Genomic DNA, 22,403 nt, shown 5'->3' with positions numbered 1-22,403 from the left:
AATCAGGATCCGAACGCGCAGCCGGGCTTCAGGCCCAGCCGGGCGAGGATCCTGGCGAGCGGACAAAAACCGGTGAAAGCCGACTGCAGCAGGTTCGCACCAACGAACACCGACAGCAGCAGCCACCAGGGCGAGACGAAATGCCCCAGCGCCACACTCAGCAGGATCACGCTGCCGGCAAACGCGAAGACGACACGGTCGATGTTCATTGCATGGTTCTCGGTCAGGTGGGAGGCTGGTTGCGAAGTCGGGGGCTCAGCGCGCTTCGTCGATCATCTGGCGGGTGGAACGTTCAACCTCGGCGGCAATCGTCGCCAGGCGGGGGTCATCCGAAAGCCGGGCCAGCATCCGCTCCGGCTCGATCATGCCGATATGGGTGCGGCCGAGCTTCGTGTAGACCGAGATGCGGCACGGCAACGCCATGTTGAGTTGCATGTCGATCGCCAGGACCTGCGCCGCCTGCTGCGGATTGCACACCTCGAACACCTTGCACTGCTCGGCGAACGCGATGCCCTTGCTGCGCAAGGTGGCACCCAGGTCATGCACGTGCAGCACGCCAAACTGGTGGCGCCTGACGACGGCGTCCAGATCGGCGGCGGCCTGCTCGAACGACTTGTCGGTTTCGACGATGTAATACATGTGGATCTCCTTGGGTGAACTGGTCACGCCTGGTCTTGCACGTCGTGCTTCAGGCGCTCGATGCCGAACGCCTGCATCACGTACTTTTCGTACAGCGGTTCGGCCTGGCCCTTGCGCATCTTGCGCAGGAAATACTTTTCATAGGCGACCTTGGCCAGGTGCACCCACTTGCCGGTCATGGCCCTGGTCACGTTGCGCGGGGGAATCTGTGGCAAGGCGATGAACGCGAAGCCGCTGTCACCCATGTCGGCCAGACACATCGCGTTCCAGGTGGCGCGTGCCCGCGCCGGCTTGCCGGCGAGTTCGTCGTGCAGGTTCTGCGCGATCGCGGTGACCATCGACTCGATCATCAGGCCGGTCTTCGGCGCACCGGTGGGCACCGGCGTGGCTTCGACCGGAGGAATCGCCACGCACACGCCCGCCGCGAAGATGTTCGGATACTTCGGGTTGCGCTGATGCTCGTCGATCAACACGAACCCGCCGGGATTGACCAGGCCGTCGATGCCTTGCAGCGCATCCACGCCGGCGAACGAGGGCAGCAGCATGGAGAAGGCGAACGGCAGCTCGTGGGTCTGCTGCAGCTGTCCCCTGTCGTCGAGCTGTTCCACATGGACCTTGTCCGACTCGACCGAGGTCACCCTTGCATTGGTTACCCACTTGATGTGGCGCTGGCGCAGTTCCGATTCGAGCAGGCCCTTGGAATCACCCACCCCGCCCAGCCCCATGTGGCCGATGTACGGCTCGGCGGTGACAAAGGTCATCGGTACCTTGTCGCGCAGTTTGCGGCGGCGCAGGTCGGTATCCACGATCATCGCGAACTCGTAGGCCGGGCCGAAGCAGCTCGCTCCCTGCACCGCACCGATCACGATCGGGCCGGGATGCTTGAGGAATTCCTGATAGGCCAGCCAGGTGGCATGCGCGTGGGGACCCGTGCAGATCGACTGCGAATGGCCCGCGGGGCCCGAGCCGGGAACCCGCTCGAAGGCAAGGCGTGGCCCGGTCGTCACGACCAGATAGTCGTAATCCAGCTTGCGTCCGTCCTGCAGCAGGAGCCGGTTTTCGTCGGGCAGCAGCTTGTCGGCGCGCATCTCGATGAAGTGGATGCCGCGATGTTCCAGCGGCTGCCTCACATCCACCCGGATGTCCTTCTGCTCGCGCCAGCCCACCGCGACCCACGGGTTGGACGGGGTGAAGTTGAACTGCGGCCCCTCTCCCACCACCGTGATGCCATGCTCGCTGCCGAGCAGCGCACGTACTTCGTACGCCGCCGACATCCCGCCCAACCCTGCACCCAGAATGACGATGCTTGCCATGAGCCCAGCCTCCAACCAGCGTGACCCTTGCATCGGTACTGCGTTGCCACCTTGACAGCGTGCCACCGGCGCGTGATTATGAACATGGTCTAATTTAGAAATATCTTATATATATGCCTGCCAGGAAGTCAACTCGCGCGCCTGCCCCAACGGGTGCGGCCAACCGTCGCAAGCACGCACCGGCGCTTCCGGACATGGGCGCCATGCAGGGCCGTGCCGAAGAGGCTTCGGACTTGCTGAAGTCACTGGCCAACTCGTACCGGCTGCGCATCCTGTGCCTGCTGGTGGATCAGGAAATGACCGTGGGACAGATCAACGAACAGCTGACCGACCTGAGCCAGTCGGCGCTGTCACAGCATCTGGCGCGGCTGCGCGAGCGGGGACTGGTCACCACGCGGCGCGAAGCGCAAACCATCTGGTACGCGCTGACTCGGGGGCCGAGCCAACGGCTGATGCTGGCGCTGCACGAAATCTATTGCAGCGCCTGACCTTCGCGGCGCTTCCCCCGGCCTGCAATGCGGGTCCTGGCAGTCCGCCCGCGCGGGCCGTCTTCAGTGGGCGGTCGATTCACCATCGAGAAATTGCAACACCGCCGCATTGAACAGCGCTGGCGCCTGCAGCGGGGCGAAGTGGCTGACGTTGGGCAGGATCATCAGGCCGGCGCCGGGAATCGCGGCGGCGACGTGTTCGGTGTGCTCGCGGCGGATGAATTCCTCATGGTCGCCATCGACGATCCACACCGGCGACGTGATCGTCTTCAGCTGCGCATCGCTCCAGTCCGGCTCGGTCGACCACATCGTGCCCATCTGCGTAGCAAGCGCCTCGAAACCCTTCGGCGTGGGCGACAACCGGGCGTAGCTGGCGCCCATGTGCTTCATCAGCAGGGGGACGATCGGATTCGTCTCTCCGGTGGTGGACATGCCGGAGGTGCTCGCATTGGCGCCGAACGCGAACAGCTTGCCGATGCGCGAGGGATGACGCATCGCCAGGTCAAGGCCGATGTTGGCGCCGTCGCTCCAGCCGACCACGTCGACCTTGTCCAGCTTCAGTGCGTCGAGCAGCGCCACCACGTCATCGGCCATCAGGTCGTAGCTGAAGGGCCGCGCATCGTGGCTGCTGCGACCCTGGCCGCGGCTGTCCATCACGATGACGGTGTGGTGCGCGGACAGCGCGCCGACCTGGTTGCCCCAATCGTCGGAACTGCCCAGTCCGCCGTGCAGCAGCAGGACCGGCGAACCCTTGCCGGTGACGGCGTAATAGAGTCGCGCACCCTGCGTTTCGACGTGGCCGTGGCGCGCCATGGCGACCGGTGCGGGTGCCGCTGGCAGCGTCTGCCAGCGCTCGACGGCAACACTGGCCGGCGATACCAGGACGAGCAGAACGAGCAGCCAGACACGAGACATGGTCATTCCTGTGGGTGGTGGCATCGCCTGCGCCGTCGGCGGAACTCTACTCCTGGCGCACGCCCGGCGAACACTCCCTGGCGCAACACGCCGGAGCATGAATCCGGTCAACCATGGCTTGCCGCCACCAGGCCGGCAGCCTCCTGGAAACTCAGTGCATGCCGGTCGGCGAGCCCAGCAGATGCCCCTGGACTTCCGTGCCGTACAGCGACATCGGCGTGTCGTGATACTTCCTGCGCGTCTCGCCGACGCTGCCGTCGAAGCGCGGGTCCTGCGGCCGCTCGTGCGCGTCCATGTACATCGCCACGTCCCATGCGTCCTGGTCGCTCAGCGTGTTGCCCCGGCTGAACGGCATGTTCGCCTTGATGAAGGCCGCGGCGTTGTCCAGCTGGTGCATGCCCGCACCCCAGTTGAACGACTGCGGCCCCCACAGCGGCGGAAACACGTTGCGCCCGGCAACCTGCCGGCCCAGGCCGTCGTCGCCGTGGCAGAGCGCGCAGTTGTTCCTGAACACGGTTTCGCCACGCGCGTAGTCCGGTGGCTGCGGCGGCTTGAAGCCGGCCTTCGGATAGCCCGCCCCGGGCAGCTTCTTCCCCACCGGCGCGCCCGTGGCCATCCACCAGGCGTAGGTCTCCAGCGCCACCATCTCGGCACTGTCCAGCGGCGGCGCCTTGCCGTTCATGCTGAAGCGGAAGCAGCCCTGCAGGCGTTCGCCGAAGGTGTTCACCTTGCCGTTCTTCTTGCGGTACTGCGGGTACACGCCATAGGCACCCCACAGCGGTGCCGAGTTCGCCTGGCGACCGGCATCGAGGTGGCAGTTGCTGCAGCTCAGCCCGTTGCCGACGTACGCCTTCGCGTGCGTGGGCGTGTCGGTGAAGATGTCGCGCCCCTGGCGGATCACGTCGCCCAGCGGGCCGGCGGGAATCGCCGACTCGGCCGGCGGCGAGAATGTCGTCGGCGCGGGCGCGGCGGCCACCGCTTTCGGCACCGGGGCGGCAGTCGCCGGTGCAGGCGCGGGCGCTGGCTTCTGGGTGCAAGCGGTCAGGCCACAGGCGAACGCGAAAGCCGCAAGCACGTACTTCATGGCGCAGTCTCCGCGACCGGAACAGGTTGGGCCGCGAACCACGCCGCCACCGACTCGATGTCCTGCGCACTGAGCGCTGCGGACAGATGCTGCATCAGCTGCAATGGATCGTTGTGTCGCGTGCCTTCCTGCCAAGCCTTCAACTGGGCCTCGATGTAGCTGGCGGGCTGGCCGGCCAGGGGCGGAAAGTTCGCACCCACGCCGCTGCCGCCCGGGCCGTGGCATTGCACGCAGCCGGGCACGCCGCGACTCCAGTCACCCCGCGTGGCCAGCACTGCACCGGCGCTGTCGGGCGCGGGCAGCGCCGTCGCCGGTTTCATCGCCAGCGGCAGCTGGCTGTAGTAGGTCGCCATCGCGTGGCGTTCGTCTTCGCTCAGCGCGGTTGCCATGGGCTGCATCACCGGGTTGCTGCGCGTGCCGCTGGCGAAGTCGTCCAGTTGCTTCCGCAGGTACGCGGCATCCAGGCCCGCCAGTCGCGGATTGTCCGCGGCCGCCTGGCCGGCGCCGTCCGCGCCGTGGCAGGCCATGCACGGCGCGGCACCGCGCCCGTTGCCGGCATGGGCGATGGCGGCGGCATCGACGGCCAGCGCAGCAGGCGGCATGCCGATGCCGGCCAGCGCGACGATCCCGAACAAACGACGTATGGCTGGCCGGAACATGGCGTGCACCTCAGTGGGCGGGAAGAAAGCCGTACTTGCGATACACCGCGGCCGCGGCCGGGCTCTGCATGAAGGCCATGAAGTCCTTCGCCGCCTGCGCGTGCGGTGCGTTCTTCATGCGCGCGGCGGTGTACGTGGCGACCGCGTTCTGCGCCTCGGGGATGGCCACGGTTTCCACCGGGCGATGCAGGATCTGCTGCTGGAAATAGGCCTCGGTCGACCACACCGGCGCCGCGTCCGATTCGCCCTGCAGCACGCGCAGCGGCGACTGGCGATGATGGATGCGGGTGAGGAAGGTGGTGCCGTCGGCCACCTTGGCCTGCATGATGGCGTGGTCGAGCGCCTCGCCACCGGCCTTGCGGTAGCTCGCCTCGATCTGCTTCGCGATGCCTTCCCAGGCCGGGTTCGGCATGCTGACCCGCACGTCGCCGCGACCCAGGTCGGCCAGCCCCGCGATGTGCTTCGGGTTGCCCCGGGCGACCAGGATCGCCAGCGGATTGCGCGCGTAGTCATGCATCTCGGCGAACCAGCCGCGCTCCTTCTGGCGGTCGGTGATGGCGCCCTTGCCGGCCGTATAGACGTCCGGACGATGGGTGATGCGCAAGTTGCCCATGACCAGCGAGCCGCTCTCGATCTGCTTGGCCAGGATGCCCGGCGGCAGGGTTTCCACGAAGATCCGCTGGTAGGCGGGATGCGCCTGCCGGAATGCGTCCATCAGGTCGTGCACCACCATGAACTGGTTGCCGGCGAAGAACACCACCAGCTGCGGATCGACGATGTCGCCGTGCAGGTCGGCGATCGCGTCGAACGGCGGCACGCTGAACTGCAGGCCGGCCGGTGGCGGATTCCACGGCGGCAGGTAGTCGGGTTGGTCGGTGGCGCTGGCGGCAGCGCTCAGCACGCATGCGGCGGCGGCCAGCAACAGCCGGGGAATCGGATGGCGCATGACGATTGGCTCCTGTGGATGGACTTACTGCGGGCTCAACGCGTAACCCTGCTGCTGCAGGTCGATCACCGTGGTCAGCCCGGACAGCGCCACGGTGACCTGCGGATCGACCCAGTCGTACTGGAAGTCGTGTTCGGCGACGGCCTGGGCGCACACGGCGACGTCCACCCCGGCCTTGCGCAGCTGGGCGATCAGCGGCAGGTTGGGATTGGCCACGCCGTACTTCTTGCGGTACTGCGCGTCGTTCAACACGATCGGCGTGGCCGGCCCGGCCGCGATCGCCACGAATTTCAGCTGCGACAGCGGCACGCCGGCGTTGACGTAGAGGTTCACCGCCCGCGCCACGTGATCCAGCGACGGGCTCACCATGGTCGGCTTGTCGCCGGCCTTGCCCAGGCTGAACACGACCTTGTAGGTGGCCTGGCGATCGGGCTGATAGGCCGCCTGCGGCATCGGATGAATCCGGCCGGCGCCGTGGATGGTCGGGGTCTGCCAGAAATCGTTGCCGGCGACGGCGCCGGTGGAAAACAGGGCCAGCGCAAGCAGCGCGGGCACGAACGAACGGATCATGATGACCTCGCTGACTTTCCGGCAGCGCGAAATGGCGCCGGGTCATGCTATGCCCGCACCGCTTCGTCGACCAAGGACGGATTTGTGATCAGGCCGATAAGCCGGGCTTATCGGTGCCCGCCAGGCCCATCACACCGGAGCGGAGCGCTGGGCGAAGTAGCGTGCCGGCGGCCGCCCGAACTGGCGCCGGAACATGGCCACGAAGGCGCTGACGCTGACGTAGCCCAGCGCATCGGCGACCTCGCCCACCTGCTCGCCGGCGGCCAGGCGCTCCAGCGCCCGGCTGAGCCGGGCCTGCTGTCGCCACTGGGCGAAGCTGCAGCCGGTTTCGCTGCGAAAGAGCCGGCTCAGGCTGCGCGCCGAAAGCCCGGCCCAGTCGGCCCAGGCCTCCAGGCTGCGGTTGTCGTGCGGCTCGGCCAGCAGCTTGCGCGAGATGCGCAGCAGGCGCCGGTCATCCGGCATCGGCAGGTGCAGCGGATGATCGGCGATCCGCGCGCGGCGCATCTCGTCCATCAGCACGTCCATGATGCGTTGCTGCCCGTCGTCCAACCGATCGCTGTCGGCCCAGGCGGAGGCGCGATGCACCAGTGCCCGCATCAGCTCGTTGGCGCCCAGCACGCTGGGCTCGTCCGGCATGCCGACGGCGGCCTGTGGCGCCACGAACACGCCCCAACCTTGGGTGCTCTGGATCACGCTGACGGTGTGTTCCTCGCCCGGCGGCATCCAGCCGACCCGATGCGGCGTCAGCGTCCACAGGCCGAGCCGGGTGCGGACGCATACCAGGCCACTTTCCACGTACATGAACTGGCCGCGCAGGTGGCGGTGCCACACGCTCTCCCGTTCCGGCGCCAGGTCCTTCACGACGAAGGCAATCAGGCCCGGGCCGTCCGCCCGCTCGATGCGCAGAAATTGTTCCTGGTGTCCCATTGGCGGGTTCTCGACACTTTTTGACTTATTCACGTTATCAGGCCAGGCGGGCGGAAAACTACACTGGTTCGACCCATCCAGCACGTCCCTCTGGCGCTCTGTCCATTCCCTGCCGGCAGAAACGTCTTCCATCTGATCCCGGAGGAAACCGATGCCCGTGAATACCCCCACCTTGCTGCGAACCCGGCCCACGCTCGACGCCAACGAGGCCTGCGTCACCTTCGTCGCCGCGGCGCAGCTGATGCTCGACCCCGCCACCCCCGAAACCCTGCGCCGCGAAGTCGAACCGCGGTTGCTGGCCCAGTTGCCCACCCTGCGGGCGCTGGGCGTGTTCGACCTGTTCGAATTGCGCGATCCCGCCTTGCGGGCCTGGCTGGCCGACGAACTGGCGGAACTGGGCGGGGGCGGCGTTCGAGCGTAATTTGCCCGTGCAAGCATCGACGCAGACATATTTGCCTTGACAACTATAGTTTTGGCAATAGAATGCGCGGCATGAAGACCGAAGCCCCGCTTTTGCACTCGACCCCAGGCGACCCGGCACACCCGCCGAGCCTGGGCATGCTGCTGAACATGGTGCGCGCCGAAATCGTGCGTGCGGTCGAGGCCGAGCTGGCCAAGCAGGATCTGGACCTGAGCTTCACCCAGTTCCTGATCCTGAAGAAGGCCCATCAGCTGGGCGCGGTGTCGGCCACCGAGCTGGCTCGGGCGGTGGAGCTCGACGGTGGCGCAATGACGCGCCAGCTCGACCAGCTCGAACGCAAGGGCCTGCTGCGCCGCACGCCGCACGCACAGGACCGCCGCGCCCTGCGCATCGAGCTGACCAGTGCCGGCAACGCGGTCTGGCAGAACTCCGCCTCGTTGTGCAGCGAGCGGGTGATGGCGGCGGCGCAGCGTTCGATGACGTCGACCGAGCAGGCCCGGTTGCATGACTACCTGGGGCGCGTGCTGAGCGCGCTTCGCGACAAGAACTGATCCCTCCCCCATCCCCCCTCCTCCCCGGACTTCCACCCATGCGTCTGCACCTACTGGCGGCTGCGACCGCCCTGACCCTGGCATTGGCCGGCTGCGCCAGCAGCGGCGGCCTGCAGCCGGACGGCACGCCCATCGACGCCACCTCGCTGAAAGCCGGGCGCAGCCTCGCGCGGCTGGACCTGACGCCGGCCGCATGGCCCGCGCAGGACTGGTGGCACGCGCTGGGCGACAGCCAGCTGGATGCACTGATCGATGAGGCGCTGCACGACAATCCCGGCCTTGGCGTGGCCGATGCGCGCGCCCGCGCGGCCCAGGCCGAGGCCGGGATTGCCGACGCGGCGCGCAAGCCGGAGATCAACGCCGGCGCCAGCGTATCCGGCGCGCGCATCCCCACCACGCTGATGCCGGCGGATGCCGGTGGCGGCCATTTCGCGCTGGCCAAGTACGCCGACGTGAGCTTCAAGTGGGGCATCGACCTGTGGGGCGGCAAGCGCGCCGCGTGGGAAGCCGCGCTGGGTTCCGCCCGCGCCGCCGAGATCGACGCCCGCGCCGCGCGCATCGAGCTGTCCGGCAACGTGGCGCGCGCGTATGCGCAGCTCGGCTATGCGTTCACCCAGCAGGATCTGGCCCGGGGCGAGCTGGAACGCGCCAACCAGGCCCGCAGGCTGACCAGCCAGCGGGTCGCCGCCGGCATCGACAACCAGATCGCGCTGAAGCAGTCCGATGGCGAAGTGGCCGTGGCGCAGCAGGATGCCGCACTGGCCGATCGCGCGGTGGACGCCGCCCGTTCCTCGCTGTCGGTGCTGCTGGGCAAGGGCCCGGATCGCGGCCTGCAGATCCACCGCCCGCACCTGCTCACCCCGGCCCAGCTCGCGGTGCCCGACAACCTGCCGCTGGACCTGCTCGGCCACCGCGCCGACCTGGTCGCCGCGCGCTGGCGGGTCGAGGCGGCCGGCAAGGACATCAAGGCCGCGAAGACCGAGTTCCTGCCCAACATCAGCCTGGGCGCGATGGCCGGCGTGATCACGCTGGGTGGCGGCAATCCGTTCACCCTGCCCGCGCGCTTCTACCAGTTCGGCCCGACGCTGAGCCTGCCGATCTTCGACGGCGGCCGCCTGCGCGCCAACCTTTCCGGCAAGGATGCGCAGTACGACCTGGCCGTGGCGCAGTACAACCAGACCCTGGTCGGCGCACTGAACGAGGTGGCCGACGAACTCTCCGCCGCGCATGCCGTGCAACTGCAGCTGGACGCGCAGCGGCGGGCGCAGACCGCGGCGCGGCAGGCCTGGCAGCTGGCCGAGCAGCGTTACCAGGCCGGCATCGGCAGCTATCTCGAAGCGCTCGTGGTGCGCCAGCAATTGCTGACGGCCAACCGCGGCGTGGCCGCGCTGGAAGCGCAGCAGGTCGACCTTTCCGTACAGCTGATCGAGGCGCTCGGCGGTGGCTTCCAGCCGCAGGCCGACGCGCCCGCTCCCTCCTCTTCTTCCCCCATCCCACGTTCCTGAGGCAGCCCCATGTCCAGCCCGACTTCCACTCCGGCCGATAGCACGGCCGCCACGACTCCCGCCGCTCCGAAAAAGAATCCGCGCGGCTTCATGCTGCGCCTGCTCGGCCTGGTGGTGCTGCTCGGCATCATCGCCTGGGCGCTGTGGTACTTCCTCGATGGCCGCTGGTACGAAGGCACCGACGACGCCTACGTCAACGGCAACGTGGTGCAGATCACCCCGCAGGTGCCCGGCACCGTGGTCAGCATCGGCGCCGACGACGGCGACCTGGTGCACGCCGGCGACGTGCTGGTGCAACTCGATCCCAGCGATGCCGACGTGGCGCTGGCCGAGGCGAAGGCCAACCTGGCCAACACCGTGCGCAAGGTGCGCGGCCTGTATTCCAGCGTGAACGGCGCCCAGGCCGACGTGGCCGCGCGCAAGACCGCGGTCGACAAGGCCCGCGCCGACTACAAGCGCCGCGTGGCGCTGGCCAAGTCCGGGGCGATCTCGGCCGAGGAACTGGCGCACGCCAGCGACGCGCTGACCACCGCGGAGAGCGCGCTGATCACTTCGCAACAGCAGTACCAGACCAGCAAGGTGCTGGTGGACGACACCGTGGTCGCCTCGCACCCGGACGTGCAGGTTGCCGCAGCCAGGTTGCGGGCGGCCTATCTGGACGACGCCCGCGCCAGCCTGGTGGCACCGGTGGACGGCTATGTGGCCAAACGCTCGGTGCAGGTCGGTCAGCGCGTGCAGCCGGGTGCCGCGCTGATGGCGGTGGTGCCGCTGCACGGCGTGTGGGTGGATGCGAACTTCAAGGAAACCCAGCTCACGAAGATGCGCATCGGCCAGCCGGTGGAGATCGAGTCGGACGTCTACGGCGGCTCGGTGAAGTACAAGGGCAAGGTGCAGAGCCTGGGCGTCGGCACCGGCAGCGCGTTCTCGCTGCTGCCGGCGCAGAACGCGACCGGCAACTGGATCAAGATCGTGCAGCGCATTCCCGTGCGCGTGGTGTTCGACGATCCGGCCACCCTGGACAAGCACCCGCTGCGACTGGGCATGTCGGTGACCGTGGACGTGAACCTGCACGACCAGAACGGCCCGACCCTGGCGCAGAAGTCGCCGACCCAGCCTGCCTTCAGCACCGACGTCTACAAACGGCAGCTGGTCACCGCGGACGCGACGATCAACCAGATCATCCACGCCAACATGGCTGGCGGAAAATGAAGCCCCCTCCCCTGCTCGCGGGGGAGGGTTGGGGTGGGGTTCGCTCTTGATCTTGAGGGAAGGTCAAGAGCGTCACCCCCTTCCAACCTCCCCCTGCCTGCAGGGGGAGGAGCAAGCAAAAGCCCCATCACTGACCGACGCCGATGACCACCCAATTCCGTCCACCCAATCTGGCACTGAGCACGATCGGCCTGTCGCTGGCGACCTTCATGCAGGTGCTGGACACCACGATCGCCAACGTGTCGTTGCCGACGATCGCCGGCAACCTCGGCGTCAGCAACAACCAGAGCACCTGGGTGATCACCTCGTTCGCGGTGAGCATGGCGATCTCGCTGCCGCTGACCGGCTTCCTCACCCGACGCTTCGGGGAAGTGCGGCTGTTCACCGCCTGCACCCTGCTGTTCGCGCTGACCTCGTTTCTCTGCGGCGTCTCGCAAAGCATGGAGATGCTGATCCTGTTCCGCGCCCTGCAGGGAGCCGTGGCCGGGCCGATGTATCCGATCACGCAGAGCCTGCTGATCGGCATCTACCCGCCGGCCAAGCGCGGCATGGCGCTGGCGCTGCTGGCGATGGTCACGGTGGTGGCGCCGATCGCCGGGCCGATCCTGGGCGGCTGGATCACCGACAACTATTCGTGGCCGTGGATCTTCTTCATCAACGTGCCGATCGGCATCTTCGCCAGCATGGTGGTGGCCAGCCAGCTGCGCGGCAAGGTCGAGAAGACCGAGCGTCCGAAGATCGACTACGTCGGCCTGATCACCCTGATCATCGGCGTCGGCGCGTTGCAGATCGTGCTGGACAAGGGCAACGACGAGGACTGGTTCAACTCCACCTTCATCATCGTCACCAGCATCGTCTCGGCGATCAGCATCGCGATCTTCCTGATCTGGGAACTGACCGACAAGGACCCGATCGTCGACCTGCGACTGTTCCGCCACCGCAATTTCACCGCGGGCACCATCGCGCTGATCCTGGCCTACGCCGCGTTCTTCTCGATCGGCCTGCTGGTGCCGCTGTGGCTGCAGCGCAACCTGGGCTATACCTCGACCTGGGCCGGTTACGCCACTGCCCCACTGGGCGTCATCCCGGTGCTGCTGACCTTCTTCGTGGGCAAGTACGCCAGCCGGATCGACCTGCGACTGCTGGCCTCGGTGGCGTTCGTGGTGATGGGCATGACCTGCTTCATGCGCTCGGACTTCTTCATCGGCATCGATTTCTACCACGTGGCGATGGTGCAGCTGTGGCAGGGCCTCGGCGTGGCGTTGTTCTTCATGCCGATCCTGACCATCCTGCTGTCGGACCTGCAGCAGAACGAGATCGCCTCCGGATCGGGCCTGGCCACCTTCCTGCGCACGCTGGGCGGCAGCTTCTCGGCCTCGATCACCACCTTGCTGTGGGAGCGCCGCGCGGTAAGCCACCACGAGCAGCTGGCCGAACACATCACCGCCTACGACCCCACTTCACAGGCAGCGATCAGCCAGCTCGGCCACGGCGACGCGCAGGGCGCCAGCAGCCTGATCAACAACATGATCACCCAGCAGGGCTACCAGATCGCGTTCAACGAGGTGTTCCATGCGCTGGGCTGGATCTTCCTGGGATTGGTGCTGGTGATCTGGCTGGCCAAGCCGCCGTTCGGTGCCAAGGCCGGACCGGCCGCCGGCGGCCACTGAGCTCACCGCGCAGGCGACCCGCAACAGCACGACGGCCCCGTTCGGGGCCGTCGTGCTTCCGTTGATTCAGATATCGAAGGCCACGCCGACCACCGCCATCGTCTCGCCGCGGTTCGGTCCGCTCAGGCCGCCGTTGGAGACATGGCGGATCGCCAGGGTGAAGTGTTTCGCCTGCCAACCCAGCGTGCTGACGAACTGGTAGTGGCTGGACAGCGCCTGGGTGGCATGGTTGGTGGCGGCCACCTGAAAGCTGGCGAACAGCGGCTGGTACCAGTCGCCCGCGTCACCGTGGTGGACGCGCACACCGGCGGCCAGCAGCGCCACCGAAGGGCGGGTGGTGTAGGAGCTGTAGTCGTAACGATGCACGTCGCGGCCATCGATCCAGCCCAGCGACACGTCGGGCGACCAGCTGTAGCGGGTGCCGCCGATCGGTTGCGCCGGGAACACCGCCTCGACGAAGGCGGCATGGCTGCCGTAGCTGTCCATGTAGCTGCGCCCGCCCTGGATCTCGATGCGGGTGGCGGCCGTGGCGGGCACGGCGGCGGCAATCAGGCCGAGGGCGAGGGCGTGACGAGCAAGAGTGCGGAGGGACATGGGAATTCCGGGGAGTGGAAGGAATTAATGTACCTTACAGTTTACCAAACGTCGCGCGCCTCCCGCCCCATCCATTCGGGTGATCTCGGCAACACGGTGTTTCACCAGGCACGAAAAACCCCGGCACGATGGCCGGGGTCGGGTGAACGCCGGGTTGAGACGGCTGTGTCGAGGGCTATTTCGCGGCGGAGCCGGGTTGCAGGGTCGGGCTGTCCAGATCCAGCGCGGTCGACTCCAGCAGCACCGCCTGTGGGTGCGTCTTGCGGATCTCCGCGGCGAATTTCGAGGCGTCGCCCACCACCACCACGGTGCCGGCATCAGCAGTGAGGTACTTGTCGGCGTACTTCTCGATCTGCTTCGGGGTCACCGCCTGCACCTGGGCGATGTACTTGCCGATCTCGTCCAGCGGCACGCCGTAGACGGCCAGGTCGCCGACTTCGTTGGCCAGCCCGGCGGTGGTTTCCAGGCTGCGGCCGTAGCCGCCGATCAGGGTGGCCTTGCGCGCGGCCAGTTCGTCGGCGGAAACCCGCGTGCCGCCGAGCCGCTTGAACTCGCCCAGCATCAGCTCCACCACCTGGGGCGCGGACGGGTTCTTGGTCTGCGCCGCGGCCAGCCACATGCCGGCGTCGTGCAGCGGCATCAGGCGGCTGTTGGCGCCGTAGGACAGGCCGCGCTTGATGCGGATCTCCTCGTTGAGGCGCGCCGAGTACGAACCACCGAGCACCGCATTGGCCACCGTGCCCACGTAGTAGCCGCGATCGGCCCGCGACGGCGCCGGATGCGCGGCGACCACGCCGGCCTGGCCGGCGCCGTGCTGGTCGATCAGCAGCACTGCGGGAAGCCGGCCGGCGTGGCTGCCGGTCGGTCGCGCTGGCAGCGGCGTGCCCGGCCTGGCCCAGTCGCCGAAGCTGGCCTGCGCCAGTTGCTGCGCCTGCGCCGGCGTGATGTCACCGGTGAGGATCAGCATCGCGTTGTCCGGGCGATACAGCGCCGCGTGCAACTGCTGCACGCTGGCCCGCGTGATGCGCGGGATCGAGCCGGGCGTGCCGCTGCGCGAATGGCCGTAGGCGCCATCGCCGTACACGCCGCGACTGGCCGCGAACGAGGCCAGCGTGGTGGGCCGGCTCAGCATCAGGTGCAGGTCATCCAGCGCCTGTGCCTTCGAGCGCTTCAGCTCGGCCTCGCTGAAGTCCGGCTGGCGCACCACTTCGGAAAGCAGTTGCAGCGCCTGCGGCACTTTCGGCGTGGTCACGGTGATGCCCACCGCGCTTTCGTCCCAGCCGGCGCTGGCGCCGAGCGAGCCGCCCAGCGCTTCAGCCGCCGCGGCAATCTGCGGCGCGGTCTTCCCGGCAGCGCCCTTGGTCAGCAGGTTGGCGGTGAGGTCAGCCAGGCCGGCCAGGGTCGGCGGGTCCATCTCGCCGCCGCTGCGCACCACCAGCTGCGCGGTGACCAGCGGCAGGCCGGCGCGGCGCACGCTGATCACCTGCAGGCCGTTGGCCAGCGTCTGCGACGACGGCGTGGGTACGCTCAGCGTGGGTGCCGGACCCGGTGCCGGCGGCGTGGCCGGGAAGTCGGCGGCGAACAGGTTGCCGCTGGCGATCAGCGCGGCGGCCAGCGCGGTCAGGCGGAAGTGCTTCATCGGACGGCTCATTTCACTGCTCCCTGTGCGGCGGCCGGCTTGGCTGCGGCAGCCTGCGGCAGGTAGTCGATGGTGACGCTGTGCGCGCCGGTGACGTATTTCTGCAACACCCGGTGCACGTCTTTCTCGCTGACCTTCTGCAAGGCATCCAGGTCGGTGTTGACGCGCTCCACGTTGCCGTCGATCAGGCTGGCCTGGCCCAGGGCGAACGCCAGGCCCTCGGCGGTCTGGCGCTGTTTCAGCGCGGAGGTGAGCAACTGGGTCTTCACCTTGTCCAGCTCGGCGTCGGGAATCGGCTGGGTCGCCAGCCAGATGATCTCTTCATGCAGCAGCTTGGCCGCCTCGGCCGGCTGGTGGCCGCTGGCGAGGATCGCGTAGGCGGTGAACAGGCCCGGGCCGACGCGGCTGTCGGCATCGGCGCCCGCTTCCTGGGCAACCTGGTGGCGATACACCAGCGACTGGTACAGGCGCGAGGATTCGCCCTGCGACAGCAGCGCCGCCGCCACTTTCAGGGCGATGCTGTCGGCGCTGTCGGACGCCGGCGGGATCAGCCAGGTGATCGCCACGCCGGGCAGCGGCGCGGTCTCGCTGGTGACGGTGTAGTGCTGGTCCTTGCTGCGCGCGGGTTCCTTCGCGGTGACCTGCGGAATCGGCGTGGCCGGTTTCGCGATCCCGCCGAAGTACTGGTCGACCCAGGCATTGAGCTGCTTCGGGTCGAAGTCGCCGGCGACGATCAGGGTGGCGTTGTCGGGACGATAGAAGGTGCCGTGGAAGTCGATCACGTTCTGCAGCGACGCCGCTTCCAGATCCTCGATGCTGCCGATGGTCGGGCGCTGGTACGGGTGCACCGTGTACGACTTCGGATCGATCGCGTTGAACAGCTTGCCGTAAGGATTGGCCAGCACGCTCTGGCGGTATTCCTCTTCCACCACGGCGCGCTCGGACTTGAAGTTCTTCTCGTCCACGTTGAGGTTGGACAACCGTTCCGCCTCGGCCCACAGCAGGGTCTGCAGGTGGTTGCTGGGCACGATCTCGAAATAGTTGGTGACGTCGTCGCCGGTGGAGGCGTTGTTCGCGCCGCCCACGTCCTCGGTCAGCCGGTCGAACTGCTCGGCGTGCATGTGCTTCGTGCTCTTGAACATCAGGTGCTCGAACAGGTGCGCGAAACCGGAGCGTCCCTGCGGGTCGTCCTTCGAGCCGACGTGGTACCACATCTGCACCGCCACGTTGGGGCTGGCGTGATCCTCCACGCTGAGCACCTGCAAGCCGTTCGGCAAGGTGCGCTGGTGGTAGGCGATCGGCGGCACGGCGAGTTCCGCGGCCGCTGACGGCAGGGGAATCGCGGTGGCGGCAAGTACACCGAGTGAAACCAGCAAGCTGGCCGTGCGCAGACGCTTGGTCATCCGTAGTCCTTTCGGGTGGAAAGCCTCAACCATACAAGGCGCACGCGGCGGGCGGGAATGCCCGGCCGCATCTCGCTTTTTACCCGGGCAGTATTGACAGGGGATTTGATCCGTATAAAATCCGCCAAACGAATTTACCCGGACAAAACATGTTGCCAACCACCTCCTGCATCGCCTTCGACGGCCCGCAGCGGATCGGCCAGGGCGCCCTGGCCGATGTCGCCCGTGCCGCCAAACAGCGCCTGGACGCGGGCGCCGCCGGACCGCTGCTGGTGTTCGACGAGCGCGACAGCCGGCCGATCGAGATCGACTTCCGCGGCAGCGTCGACGACGTGCTGGCCCGGCTGGCACCTGCCACACCCGCCGAGCCGGCCAACCGCGGACCCGGTCGCCCCAAGCTGGGCGTGGTGCCACGCGAAGTCACCCTGCTGCCACGACACTGGGACTGGCTGGGCCAGCAACCCGGCGGCGCCTCGGCGGTGCTGCGGCGACTGGTCGAGCAGTCCATCCGCCAGGGTGGCGCGAAGGAGCGCGCACGCCAGGCGATCGAATCGGTCGATCGCTTCATGCGCGTGATGGCCGGCGACGAACCGGGTTACGAGGAAGCCTCGCGCGCCTTCTACCGCGGCGACCGCGAGCGCTTCGGCGCGCTGATCGCCGCGTGGCCGGCGGACGTGAGCGCGCACCTGCAACAGCTGGCGGCGATCGCCTGGGACGAGCGCGCGGACGCCGGCTGACCCGGGCGGCAGCCCATTGCATTTTCATCCCGCTCAGCCACCCGACCTGCGAACCCACCGATGGCCACCGCCCACCGCGATTCCGTTTTCGCCAACCACAACTTCCGCCTGCTGTTCGGCGGCAGCACGATCTCGATGCTGGGCGACCAGTTCACCCTGGTGGCGCTGCCGTGGCTGGTGCTGAAGCTCACCGGCAACCCCGCCGCGCTGGGCCTGGTACTGGCGGCGATGGCGCTGCCGCGCGCGCTGTTCATGCTGATCGGCGGCGCACTGGTGGACCGGCTGTCGCCGCGCCGCGTGCTGCTGGCCGCGCGCGGGGTGAACGCGCTGCTGGTGGCGCTGCTGGCCGCGCTGGTGCTGCTGGGCGACATCCGCATGTGGCTGGTGTACCTGATCGCGCTGGGCATCGGCCTGTCCACCGCGTTCGCCTACCCGGCCGGCTCGGCAATCCTGCCGCAACTGGTGCGCAAGGATCAGCTGCAACCGGCCAACGCGCTGGTGATGGGCATGCGCCAGCTCAGCATGTTCGTCGGCCCGGCGCTGGCCGGCGTGGTGATCAGCGTGGGCACGCACGGCGCACAGCCGCAGGCCATGCAGGATGCCGAAGGGCTGGGCCTGGCATTCGCCGTCGACGCGGTCAGCTTCGCCTTCTCGCTGGCATCGCTGCTGCTGATCCGCGTGCACAGCGACTTCGATCCGAAACCCGCCGCGGGCGGCGTGCTGGCCAACGTGGCCAGCGGCGTGCGGATGATCTGGGCCGACCTGCCGCTGCGCGCGTTCATGCTCTACGCGGCGGTGGTCTCGGTGTTCGTCGGCGGCCCGCTGCAGGTGGGCTTGCCGGTGCTGGCCGATACGCGGATGGATCTGGGCGCCGCCTCGCTGGGCATCCTGATGACTGCCAACGGCGGCGGCATGCTGCTGGGCAGTTTCCTGTCCGGCCACGCCAGCCGCATCATGCGCGGCCGCCTCGGCCTGATGGTGCTGACCATCGACAGCCTCGCCGGCCTGGCCCTGGCCACGTTGGCGCTGGTGCATGCGACGGTCACCGGCGCGGTGCTGCTGGCCGCCACCGGCGTGCTCGCCGGCATCGCGCAGATCGCCATCGTCAGCTGGATCCAGCGCCGGGTGGCGCCGGAGATGATGGGCCGCGCCATGAGCGTGCTGATGTTCACCTTCATGGGCCTGGGGCCGATCTCGGCCGCGATCGCCGGCAGCCTGCTCAGGTTGATCCCGCTCACCGACCTGTTCGCCGGCGCCGGCCTGCTGCTCACCGCGATCGCCCTGACCTGCATGCGCAGCCCGGCGCTGCGCAGCATCGGGATGGAGCGACCCGCGCCGGTGGCGGCCGGCTGAAGCGACCGCGTGCTACGGCCTCACGCCTTGATACGCCGCCTCGCGACATACGGCAGCGCGAACAGGTACAGGCCGCTGAACAACTGCGCGAACAGCGGCGGCAGCGGCGAGTAGGTCAGCCACGCCGGCGGTTCGTGCGGGCTCATGCCGCGCCAGGCGAAGTTCGCGATCACGGTGAGGGTGAACACGATCGACAGCCAGCGATGGCTCTGGCGGATCCACTGGCTCGCGCTCATGCCGCCCCCTGCGCCGACGCCTTCGCCTCGATCATCTTCCAGCCATTGCCCGAGGGATCGCGGAAGCCCGCGTCGACGGTGCCGTAGCGGCTGGTGGGTTCCTGGGTGAATTCCACGCCCAGCGCCTGCAGCCGCTCGAAGGCCGCCCGGCAGTCGTCCACCACCAGCACCAGCGGCGGCATCGCGCCCTTGGCCACCATTTCGCAGAGCGTCTGCGCGGTCGCCGCGTCATGCATCGGCGGCCCCGGCCGGAACAGGCCGAGCTGGAACGAGGGCTGCTCCGGATGCCGCACGGTCAGCCAGCGATAGTCGCCGTTGCGCGCATCGGCATGGACGACAAAGCCCAGCTTCCCGACATAGAACGCGAGCGCCTCATCCTGGTCACGGACATACAGTCCGGCTACATCGACACCTTGGGTCATGGTGGAACCTCCGTGGATTGGAGTGCCTTTTTACCGGCCACCGCGCTGCGCCGCTTCTCCGAAACTGCGCTCTTGAGATCGGGCCGATGCGCGGCGCGCACGATGCACTCCGGAACACGCCCGTGCCCGTGCGGCATCGCCCGCTGGCGTGCGCGGAACTCCCCCGGGCTCTCGCCGGTGATGTCGCGGAAGATCCGCCCGAAGGTGCCGATGCTGCTCCAGCCAGTCTGCAGCGCGATCTCGGTGACGGCCATATCGGTATCGCGCAGCAACGCCGTGGCGCGCTCGATGCGCCGGGTGAGCAGATAGCGGTGCGGCGGCATGCCGAACGCACCCCGGAACGAGCGCGCAAAATGCGCTGCCGACACCGCGCTTACCTGCGCCAGCCGACGCACCGGCCACTCTTCGTGGGGTGACCCATCCATCCGGTCCTTCGCCCGCAGCAGGCGCCGCAACAGTTCGGGACTCTGGCCCATGTGCCCTCGCCAATCTCGTGAACGCAGCAGAGCCTACAACGCGGACCATGCCTGGCAAGGTGGCGGAAGCAGACCCTGAGCACGAATTGCGCAAGTCCGCGTGTCGCGCCATGCCAGTTCCCCCGGCCGGCAGCCATGGCCGCCGACCGCGAGATGGGCAGGCGCGATCAGGCGCAGATGCTGTCGGTGCGTTCCGGCCTGGCGATCCGACGCCGCCGCTATGGCAAGGACCGGGGCGTCGCGATTTCAGGGGCGGTTCCGGATGTCAGGCGGCGCCGGCCGGCTTGCCCAGATAGCGTGCCCGCTTGGCGGGCTTGAGCGCCGCCAGGTCCAGCATCACCAGTCCGTCGACGCAGCCGGAGAAACCGGGGTCTTCGCCGAAGTCCAGGAACTGCACGCCCGACGGCTCGACCAGGTCGACATACTGGCGATACAGCACCGGCAGGCTCACGCCCAGCGCATCCAGATGATGCTTCAGCTTGCCCAGGCCGGCGGGAGCGTCCAGTCCTTCCAGCGCCTGTCGCACGCCCTGGCTGACTTCCGCGGAGATCACGAACGGCTGCCTGGCCGCCGCCAGCCCCGGCGCACCGAAATAGTGCTGGTGCGCGGCGGCGATCCATTCGCGCGCCTCGCGCGGCAGGCTGACCGACATGCTCACCGGGCCGAACAGGTAACGCAGCCCGGGGTGGCGTTGCAGGTACAGGCCGATGCCCTGCCACAACTGGTCCAGCGCGCGCGAACGCCAGTACGCCGGCGCAATGAAACTGCGCCCCAGTTCCAGTCCCTGCGCCAGCCGCGATTCCAGCGCCGGCGAATAGTCGAACAGGCCGGAGGTATACAGGCCCTGCATGCCCCGTTCGGCCAGCAGCTTGCCGCCATGGCCAAACCGGTACGACCCGGCGATGCGCAACGCCTTGCCGTCCCACAACACCAGATGCTCGTAGTGCGGATCGAACGCATCCAGGTCGCGACGCGCACCCACGCCCTCGCCGACCTTGCGGAAGGTCAGCTCGCGCAGGCGGCCGATCTCGCGCAGCACCGCGCTGTCGGCACTGCCCTTGAGCAACAGCAGTTGCTTGCCATCGTTGAGTTCGGCCAGCAGCTCGGCACGCGCCAGTTCGGCCGCCACCTGCCCGGCCGGCTCCGGATGCGCCAGCGGCGCCTGGCCACCGAAGATCAGCCCACGATGCCGGCCGACCCGATACACATGCCGTCGCATCAACCTGGCCGCCTGCGTCGGCGAGCCACCGCTGCGCTGTGCAAGCTCGCTCGCCGCCACCAGCGCGCCGATGCTGAAACCGATGCGCCGGCTGCCCGGCGCCACCGCCTCGCGGGGCAGCATCGCCGTGCTCAGCGGCCTGGCCAGCATCGACATGCCGTAGAACATCGTCGAATTGCGCGCGGCCACGTGCACCGGCAACACCGGTACATTTCGCCGCAATGCCAGCCGCGCAAAACCGTCCGACCAGCGCCCGTCGCGCACGCCATCGGGGCGCATCCGCGACACCTCGCCAGCGGGAAAGATGATCAGCGCCTGGCCATCGTCGAGCGCACGGTAGATCCCGCGCAGCTGCGATGCCGCACCCTTGCCGAACACATCCACCGGCAGCAGCAGCCGACCCAGTTGCGGCACCGTCGCCAGCCAGTCGTTGCCGAGGATGCGCACGTCAGGGCGCACCGAACCGATCAGCTGCAGCAGCGCCAGTGCGTCCTGCATCCCCAGCGGATGATTGGCCACCACCAGCAGCGGACCCTCCAGCGGGATGTGTTCGCGTTCGCGCAGGTTGAGCTGACAGCTGGTGCCCAGCACATCCAGCACCCGCTCGACAAAATCGAAACCCTCGGCCGTGCCGACCCGGCTCAGCACGCGATTGAAACCGTCCTCGTCGGCCAGCCGCCCGAGCATGCCCGACACCGGGCGACGGATGGCCGGATACCGCGCGAGCCACGGCAGGCGCTCGACCAGTGACTGCTCGATACTCAGCATGGCGGTGTCCTCGAATCGACTGCCGCCATCGTGCAGGGGGATTGTGACAATCGGTCGGTGAGGCGGCCAAGCAGGCGGCGCTTGCAGCGGCGCGTCGGCGGCAGGCCCGAGCATTGCGTTCATTGCCTGGCGCAGCACGTGAAGAGCGACTGAGCTTTGCCCGCTATCGTGAACAACCCGTGGGCCGCGCTTCGTACGGCGGAACGGCGCTCTCGATGATCTGCCAGCCTTCAACCAGTCGGACCGCAAGCACCTTCGCGAAACGAGACACGGCTTGGTCCGGTGACGAAGGGGGCGTCTTCAACGCACTTATGCGCTCGACACCACCGTCCCTCCTCACCAGGGTTTCTTGATCCAAAAAAAAGCCGCCGGGGTTACCGGCGGCTCAACTCTGGGCAGCGGTGCCGGGGGTTGCCCCCCGGCGGTGTTGAATTACAGCGAGAAGTCGTAACGTACGCCCAGGCGAACAGTGCGCGGGGTCTGGTACGACAGCGTACGACCGTAGTTCGGATCGGTTTCGCCGTCAAAAAAGAGACGTGGCCAATTAAGCCGAGGCCACCCTCGGCAGAGCGCCCGCCGGCAGATCTGGTCAGCCACCTGCAGCACTATGGCGGCATGTACCCCCCAACCGATTTAATTAGCCACGTCCCCTTTAGTTC

24 protein-coding genes are annotated in these 22,403 nt (G+C 68.0%); 8 read left to right on the top strand and 16 right to left on the bottom strand.

The features are described 5' to 3' along the window. Positions 1-2 precede the first annotated feature (2 nt). The 3 genes from UU7_RS11750 to UU7_RS11740 are packed head-to-tail and all read right to left on the bottom strand — an operon-like array spanning position 3 to position 1,952. Positions 3-209, bottom strand: a complete 207-nt coding sequence (locus UU7_RS11750; RefSeq protein ID WP_007808534.1) for a YgaP family membrane protein — start codon at positions 207-209, stop codon at positions 3-5. A gap of 46 nt (positions 210-255) precedes the next feature. Next, entirely contained in the window at positions 256-639 is a 384-nt protein-coding gene (locus UU7_RS11745; RefSeq protein ID WP_007808533.1) for a DUF302 domain-containing protein, read from the bottom strand. Between the two features lie 23 nt (positions 640-662). Then, positions 663-1,952 (bottom strand): NAD(P)/FAD-dependent oxidoreductase, encoded by a 1,290-nt coding sequence (locus tag UU7_RS11740; protein ID WP_040673352.1) that lies wholly within the window; start codon positions 1,950-1,952, stop codon positions 663-665. Between the two features lie 194 nt (positions 1,953-2,146). Here UU7_RS11740 and UU7_RS11735 point away from each other — a divergent pair, with 194 nt between their 5' ends. Then, positions 2,147-2,440, top strand: a complete 294-nt coding sequence (locus tag UU7_RS11735; protein WP_007808530.1) for an ArsR/SmtB family transcription factor — start codon at positions 2,147-2,149, stop codon at positions 2,438-2,440. Between the two features lie 63 nt (positions 2,441-2,503). Here UU7_RS11735 and UU7_RS11730 read toward each other — a convergent pair whose 3' ends face one another. The 6 genes from UU7_RS11730 to UU7_RS11705 form a co-directional block, all read right to left on the bottom strand. Further along, positions 2,504-3,355, bottom strand: a complete 852-nt coding sequence (locus UU7_RS11730; RefSeq protein ID WP_007808528.1) for an alpha/beta fold hydrolase — start codon at positions 3,353-3,355, stop codon at positions 2,504-2,506. A gap of 151 nt (positions 3,356-3,506) precedes the next feature. Beyond that, positions 3,507-4,439 carry a c-type cytochrome gene (locus UU7_RS11725; RefSeq protein ID WP_007808526.1) on the bottom strand — a complete coding sequence of 311 codons (933 nt, stop codon included), beginning with the start codon at positions 4,437-4,439 and terminating at the stop codon, positions 3,507-3,509. After that, positions 4,436-5,098: a c-type cytochrome gene (locus UU7_RS11720; RefSeq protein WP_083845979.1), complete on the bottom strand. Its 663-nt coding sequence runs from the start codon at positions 5,096-5,098 to the stop codon at positions 4,436-4,438. The genes UU7_RS11725 and UU7_RS11720 overlap by 4 nt, the downstream gene beginning before the upstream one ends. A 10-nt stretch (positions 5,099-5,108) precedes the next feature. Continuing rightward, on the bottom strand, positions 5,109-6,044 hold the full coding sequence (locus tag UU7_RS11715; RefSeq protein WP_007808521.1) for a substrate-binding domain-containing protein: 936 nt from the start codon (positions 6,042-6,044) through the stop codon (positions 5,109-5,111). Between the two features lie 24 nt (positions 6,045-6,068). Then, positions 6,069-6,614 (bottom strand): DsrE family protein, encoded by a 546-nt coding sequence (locus tag UU7_RS11710; protein ID WP_007808519.1) that lies wholly within the window; start codon positions 6,612-6,614, stop codon positions 6,069-6,071. 129 nt (positions 6,615-6,743) lie between these two features. Next, positions 6,744-7,541, bottom strand: a complete 798-nt coding sequence (locus UU7_RS11705) for an AraC family transcriptional regulator (protein WP_007808517.1) — start codon at positions 7,539-7,541, stop codon at positions 6,744-6,746. A 151-nt stretch (positions 7,542-7,692) separates the two neighbouring features. Between UU7_RS11705 and UU7_RS11700 the strand changes: the two genes are divergently transcribed. The 5 genes from UU7_RS11700 to UU7_RS11680 all read left to right on the top strand — a co-directional run bounded on the left by UU7_RS11700 (position 7,693) and on the right by UU7_RS11680 (position 12,897). Beyond that, positions 7,693-7,962 carry a hypothetical protein gene (locus tag UU7_RS11700; RefSeq protein ID WP_007808516.1) on the top strand — a complete coding sequence of 90 codons (270 nt, stop codon included), beginning with the start codon at positions 7,693-7,695 and terminating at the stop codon, positions 7,960-7,962. Positions 7,963-8,033: 71 nt separating this feature from the next. Continuing rightward, entirely contained in the window at positions 8,034-8,513 is a 480-nt protein-coding gene (locus tag UU7_RS11695) for a MarR family winged helix-turn-helix transcriptional regulator (RefSeq protein WP_040673355.1), read from the top strand. A 38-nt stretch (positions 8,514-8,551) separates the two neighbouring features. Next, positions 8,552-10,018 (top strand): efflux transporter outer membrane subunit, encoded by a 1,467-nt coding sequence (locus UU7_RS11690; protein ID WP_007808512.1) that lies wholly within the window; start codon positions 8,552-8,554, stop codon positions 10,016-10,018. A gap of 9 nt (positions 10,019-10,027) precedes the next feature. Further along, the gene (locus tag UU7_RS11685) at positions 10,028-11,227 is read left to right on the top strand and encodes an efflux RND transporter periplasmic adaptor subunit (RefSeq protein WP_040673350.1); all 1,200 of its coding nucleotides are present in this window, start codon (positions 10,028-10,030) and stop codon (positions 11,225-11,227) included. Positions 11,228-11,370: 143 nt separating this feature from the next. Beyond that, a complete protein-coding gene (locus UU7_RS11680) occupies positions 11,371-12,897 on the top strand; it encodes a DHA2 family efflux MFS transporter permease subunit (RefSeq protein ID WP_007808509.1) in 1,527 nt (508 codons plus the stop codon). 66 nt (positions 12,898-12,963) lie between these two features. Here UU7_RS11680 and UU7_RS11675 read toward each other — a convergent pair whose 3' ends face one another. The 3 genes from UU7_RS11675 to UU7_RS11665 all read right to left on the bottom strand — a co-directional run bounded on the left by UU7_RS11675 (position 12,964) and on the right by UU7_RS11665 (position 16,533). Then, positions 12,964-13,491 carry an acyloxyacyl hydrolase gene (locus tag UU7_RS11675; RefSeq protein WP_007808507.1) on the bottom strand — a complete coding sequence of 176 codons (528 nt, stop codon included), beginning with the start codon at positions 13,489-13,491 and terminating at the stop codon, positions 12,964-12,966. Positions 13,492-13,666: 175 nt separating this feature from the next. Continuing rightward, complete coding sequence (locus tag UU7_RS11670) at positions 13,667-15,142, bottom strand: M16 family metallopeptidase (RefSeq protein ID WP_007808505.1); 1,476 nt, start codon at positions 15,140-15,142, stop codon at positions 13,667-13,669. Beyond that, positions 15,139-16,533: a M16 family metallopeptidase gene (locus UU7_RS11665; protein WP_007808503.1), complete on the bottom strand. Its 1,395-nt coding sequence runs from the start codon at positions 16,531-16,533 to the stop codon at positions 15,139-15,141. Before UU7_RS11665 ends, UU7_RS11670 begins: the two co-directional genes overlap by 4 nt. Before the next feature lie 149 nt (positions 16,534-16,682). Between UU7_RS11665 and UU7_RS11660 the strand changes: the two genes are divergently transcribed. Both UU7_RS11660 and UU7_RS11655 read left to right on the top strand, forming a co-directional pair. Next, complete coding sequence (locus tag UU7_RS11660) at positions 16,683-17,270, top strand: DUF2239 family protein (RefSeq protein WP_007808501.1); 588 nt, start codon at positions 16,683-16,685, stop codon at positions 17,268-17,270. A 60-nt stretch (positions 17,271-17,330) separates the two neighbouring features. Then, positions 17,331-18,623, top strand: coding sequence for an MFS transporter (locus tag UU7_RS11655; protein ID WP_007808499.1), 1,293 nt, complete (start codon positions 17,331-17,333; stop codon positions 18,621-18,623). Between the two features lie 20 nt (positions 18,624-18,643). Here the strand turns inward: UU7_RS11655 and UU7_RS11650 are convergent, their stop codons facing one another. From UU7_RS11650 to olsF, 4 genes are all read right to left on the bottom strand, one after another. Further along, a complete protein-coding gene (locus tag UU7_RS11650) occupies positions 18,644-18,859 on the bottom strand; it encodes a hypothetical protein (RefSeq protein ID WP_007808498.1) in 216 nt (71 codons plus the stop codon). Continuing rightward, positions 18,856-19,281: a VOC family protein gene (locus UU7_RS11645; RefSeq protein WP_007808496.1), complete on the bottom strand. Its 426-nt coding sequence runs from the start codon at positions 19,279-19,281 to the stop codon at positions 18,856-18,858. The genes UU7_RS11650 and UU7_RS11645 overlap by 4 nt, the downstream gene beginning before the upstream one ends. Continuing rightward, positions 19,278-19,757, bottom strand: coding sequence for a helix-turn-helix domain-containing protein (locus tag UU7_RS11640; RefSeq protein WP_007808494.1), 480 nt, complete (start codon positions 19,755-19,757; stop codon positions 19,278-19,280). The genes UU7_RS11645 and UU7_RS11640 overlap by 4 nt, the downstream gene beginning before the upstream one ends. A gap of 265 nt (positions 19,758-20,022) precedes the next feature. After that, a complete protein-coding gene (olsF, locus tag UU7_RS11635; protein ID WP_007808492.1) occupies positions 20,023-21,744 on the bottom strand; it encodes a bifunctional ornithine lipid synthase OlsF in 1,722 nt (573 codons plus the stop codon). Between the last annotated feature and the right edge of the window lie 659 nt (positions 21,745-22,403).

Origin of the sequence: Rhodanobacter spathiphylli B39 (genome assembly GCF_000264295.1) — a bacterium.
Taxonomy (GTDB): domain Bacteria; phylum Pseudomonadota; class Gammaproteobacteria; order Xanthomonadales; family Rhodanobacteraceae; genus Rhodanobacter; species Rhodanobacter spathiphylli.
This window is presented reverse-complemented; position numbering and strand designations above follow the sequence as displayed.

Coding starts and splice junctions, on each gene's coding strand:
- UU7_RS11705 (WP_007808517.1), bottom strand. CDS start 7,541: ATGGGACACCAGGAACAATTTCTGCGCATCGAGCGGGCGGACGGCCCG.
- UU7_RS11650 (WP_007808498.1), bottom strand. CDS start 18,859: ATGAGCGCGAGCCAGTGGATCCGCCAGAGCCATCGCTGGCTGTCGATC.
- UU7_RS11690 (WP_007808512.1), top strand. CDS start 8,552: ATGCGTCTGCACCTACTGGCGGCTGCGACCGCCCTGACCCTGGCATTG.
- UU7_RS11700 (WP_007808516.1), top strand. CDS start 7,693: ATGCCCGTGAATACCCCCACCTTGCTGCGAACCCGGCCCACGCTCGAC.
- UU7_RS11715 (WP_007808521.1), bottom strand. CDS start 6,044: ATGCGCCATCCGATTCCCCGGCTGTTGCTGGCCGCCGCCGCATGCGTG.
- UU7_RS11730 (WP_007808528.1), bottom strand. CDS start 3,355: ATGTCTCGTGTCTGGCTGCTCGTTCTGCTCGTCCTGGTATCGCCGGCC.
- UU7_RS11745 (WP_007808533.1), bottom strand. CDS start 639: ATGTATTACATCGTCGAAACCGACAAGTCGTTCGAGCAGGCCGCCGCC.
- UU7_RS11740 (WP_040673352.1), bottom strand. CDS start 1,952: ATGGCAAGCATCGTCATTCTGGGTGCAGGGTTGGGCGGGATGTCGGCG.
- UU7_RS11665 (WP_007808503.1), bottom strand. CDS start 16,533: ATGACCAAGCGTCTGCGCACGGCCAGCTTGCTGGTTTCACTCGGTGTA.
- UU7_RS11675 (WP_007808507.1), bottom strand. CDS start 13,491: ATGTCCCTCCGCACTCTTGCTCGTCACGCCCTCGCCCTCGGCCTGATT.
- UU7_RS11670 (WP_007808505.1), bottom strand. CDS start 15,142: ATGAGCCGTCCGATGAAGCACTTCCGCCTGACCGCGCTGGCCGCCGCG.
- UU7_RS11655 (WP_007808499.1), top strand. CDS start 17,331: ATGGCCACCGCCCACCGCGATTCCGTTTTCGCCAACCACAACTTCCGC.
- UU7_RS11640 (WP_007808494.1), bottom strand. CDS start 19,757: ATGGGCCAGAGTCCCGAACTGTTGCGGCGCCTGCTGCGGGCGAAGGAC.
- UU7_RS11695 (WP_040673355.1), top strand. CDS start 8,034: ATGAAGACCGAAGCCCCGCTTTTGCACTCGACCCCAGGCGACCCGGCA.
- olsF (WP_007808492.1), bottom strand. CDS start 21,744: ATGCTGAGTATCGAGCAGTCACTGGTCGAGCGCCTGCCGTGGCTCGCG.
- UU7_RS11685 (WP_040673350.1), top strand. CDS start 10,028: ATGTCCAGCCCGACTTCCACTCCGGCCGATAGCACGGCCGCCACGACT.
- UU7_RS11735 (WP_007808530.1), top strand. CDS start 2,147: ATGGGCGCCATGCAGGGCCGTGCCGAAGAGGCTTCGGACTTGCTGAAG.
- UU7_RS11660 (WP_007808501.1), top strand. CDS start 16,683: ATGTTGCCAACCACCTCCTGCATCGCCTTCGACGGCCCGCAGCGGATC.
- UU7_RS11750 (WP_007808534.1), bottom strand. CDS start 209: ATGAACATCGACCGTGTCGTCTTCGCGTTTGCCGGCAGCGTGATCCTG.
- UU7_RS11720 (WP_083845979.1), bottom strand. CDS start 5,098: ATGTTCCGGCCAGCCATACGTCGTTTGTTCGGGATCGTCGCGCTGGCC.
- UU7_RS11680 (WP_007808509.1), top strand. CDS start 11,371: ATGACCACCCAATTCCGTCCACCCAATCTGGCACTGAGCACGATCGGC.
- UU7_RS11710 (WP_007808519.1), bottom strand. CDS start 6,614: ATGATCCGTTCGTTCGTGCCCGCGCTGCTTGCGCTGGCCCTGTTTTCC.
- UU7_RS11725 (WP_007808526.1), bottom strand. CDS start 4,439: ATGAAGTACGTGCTTGCGGCTTTCGCGTTCGCCTGTGGCCTGACCGCT.
- UU7_RS11645 (WP_007808496.1), bottom strand. CDS start 19,281: ATGACCCAAGGTGTCGATGTAGCCGGACTGTATGTCCGTGACCAGGAT.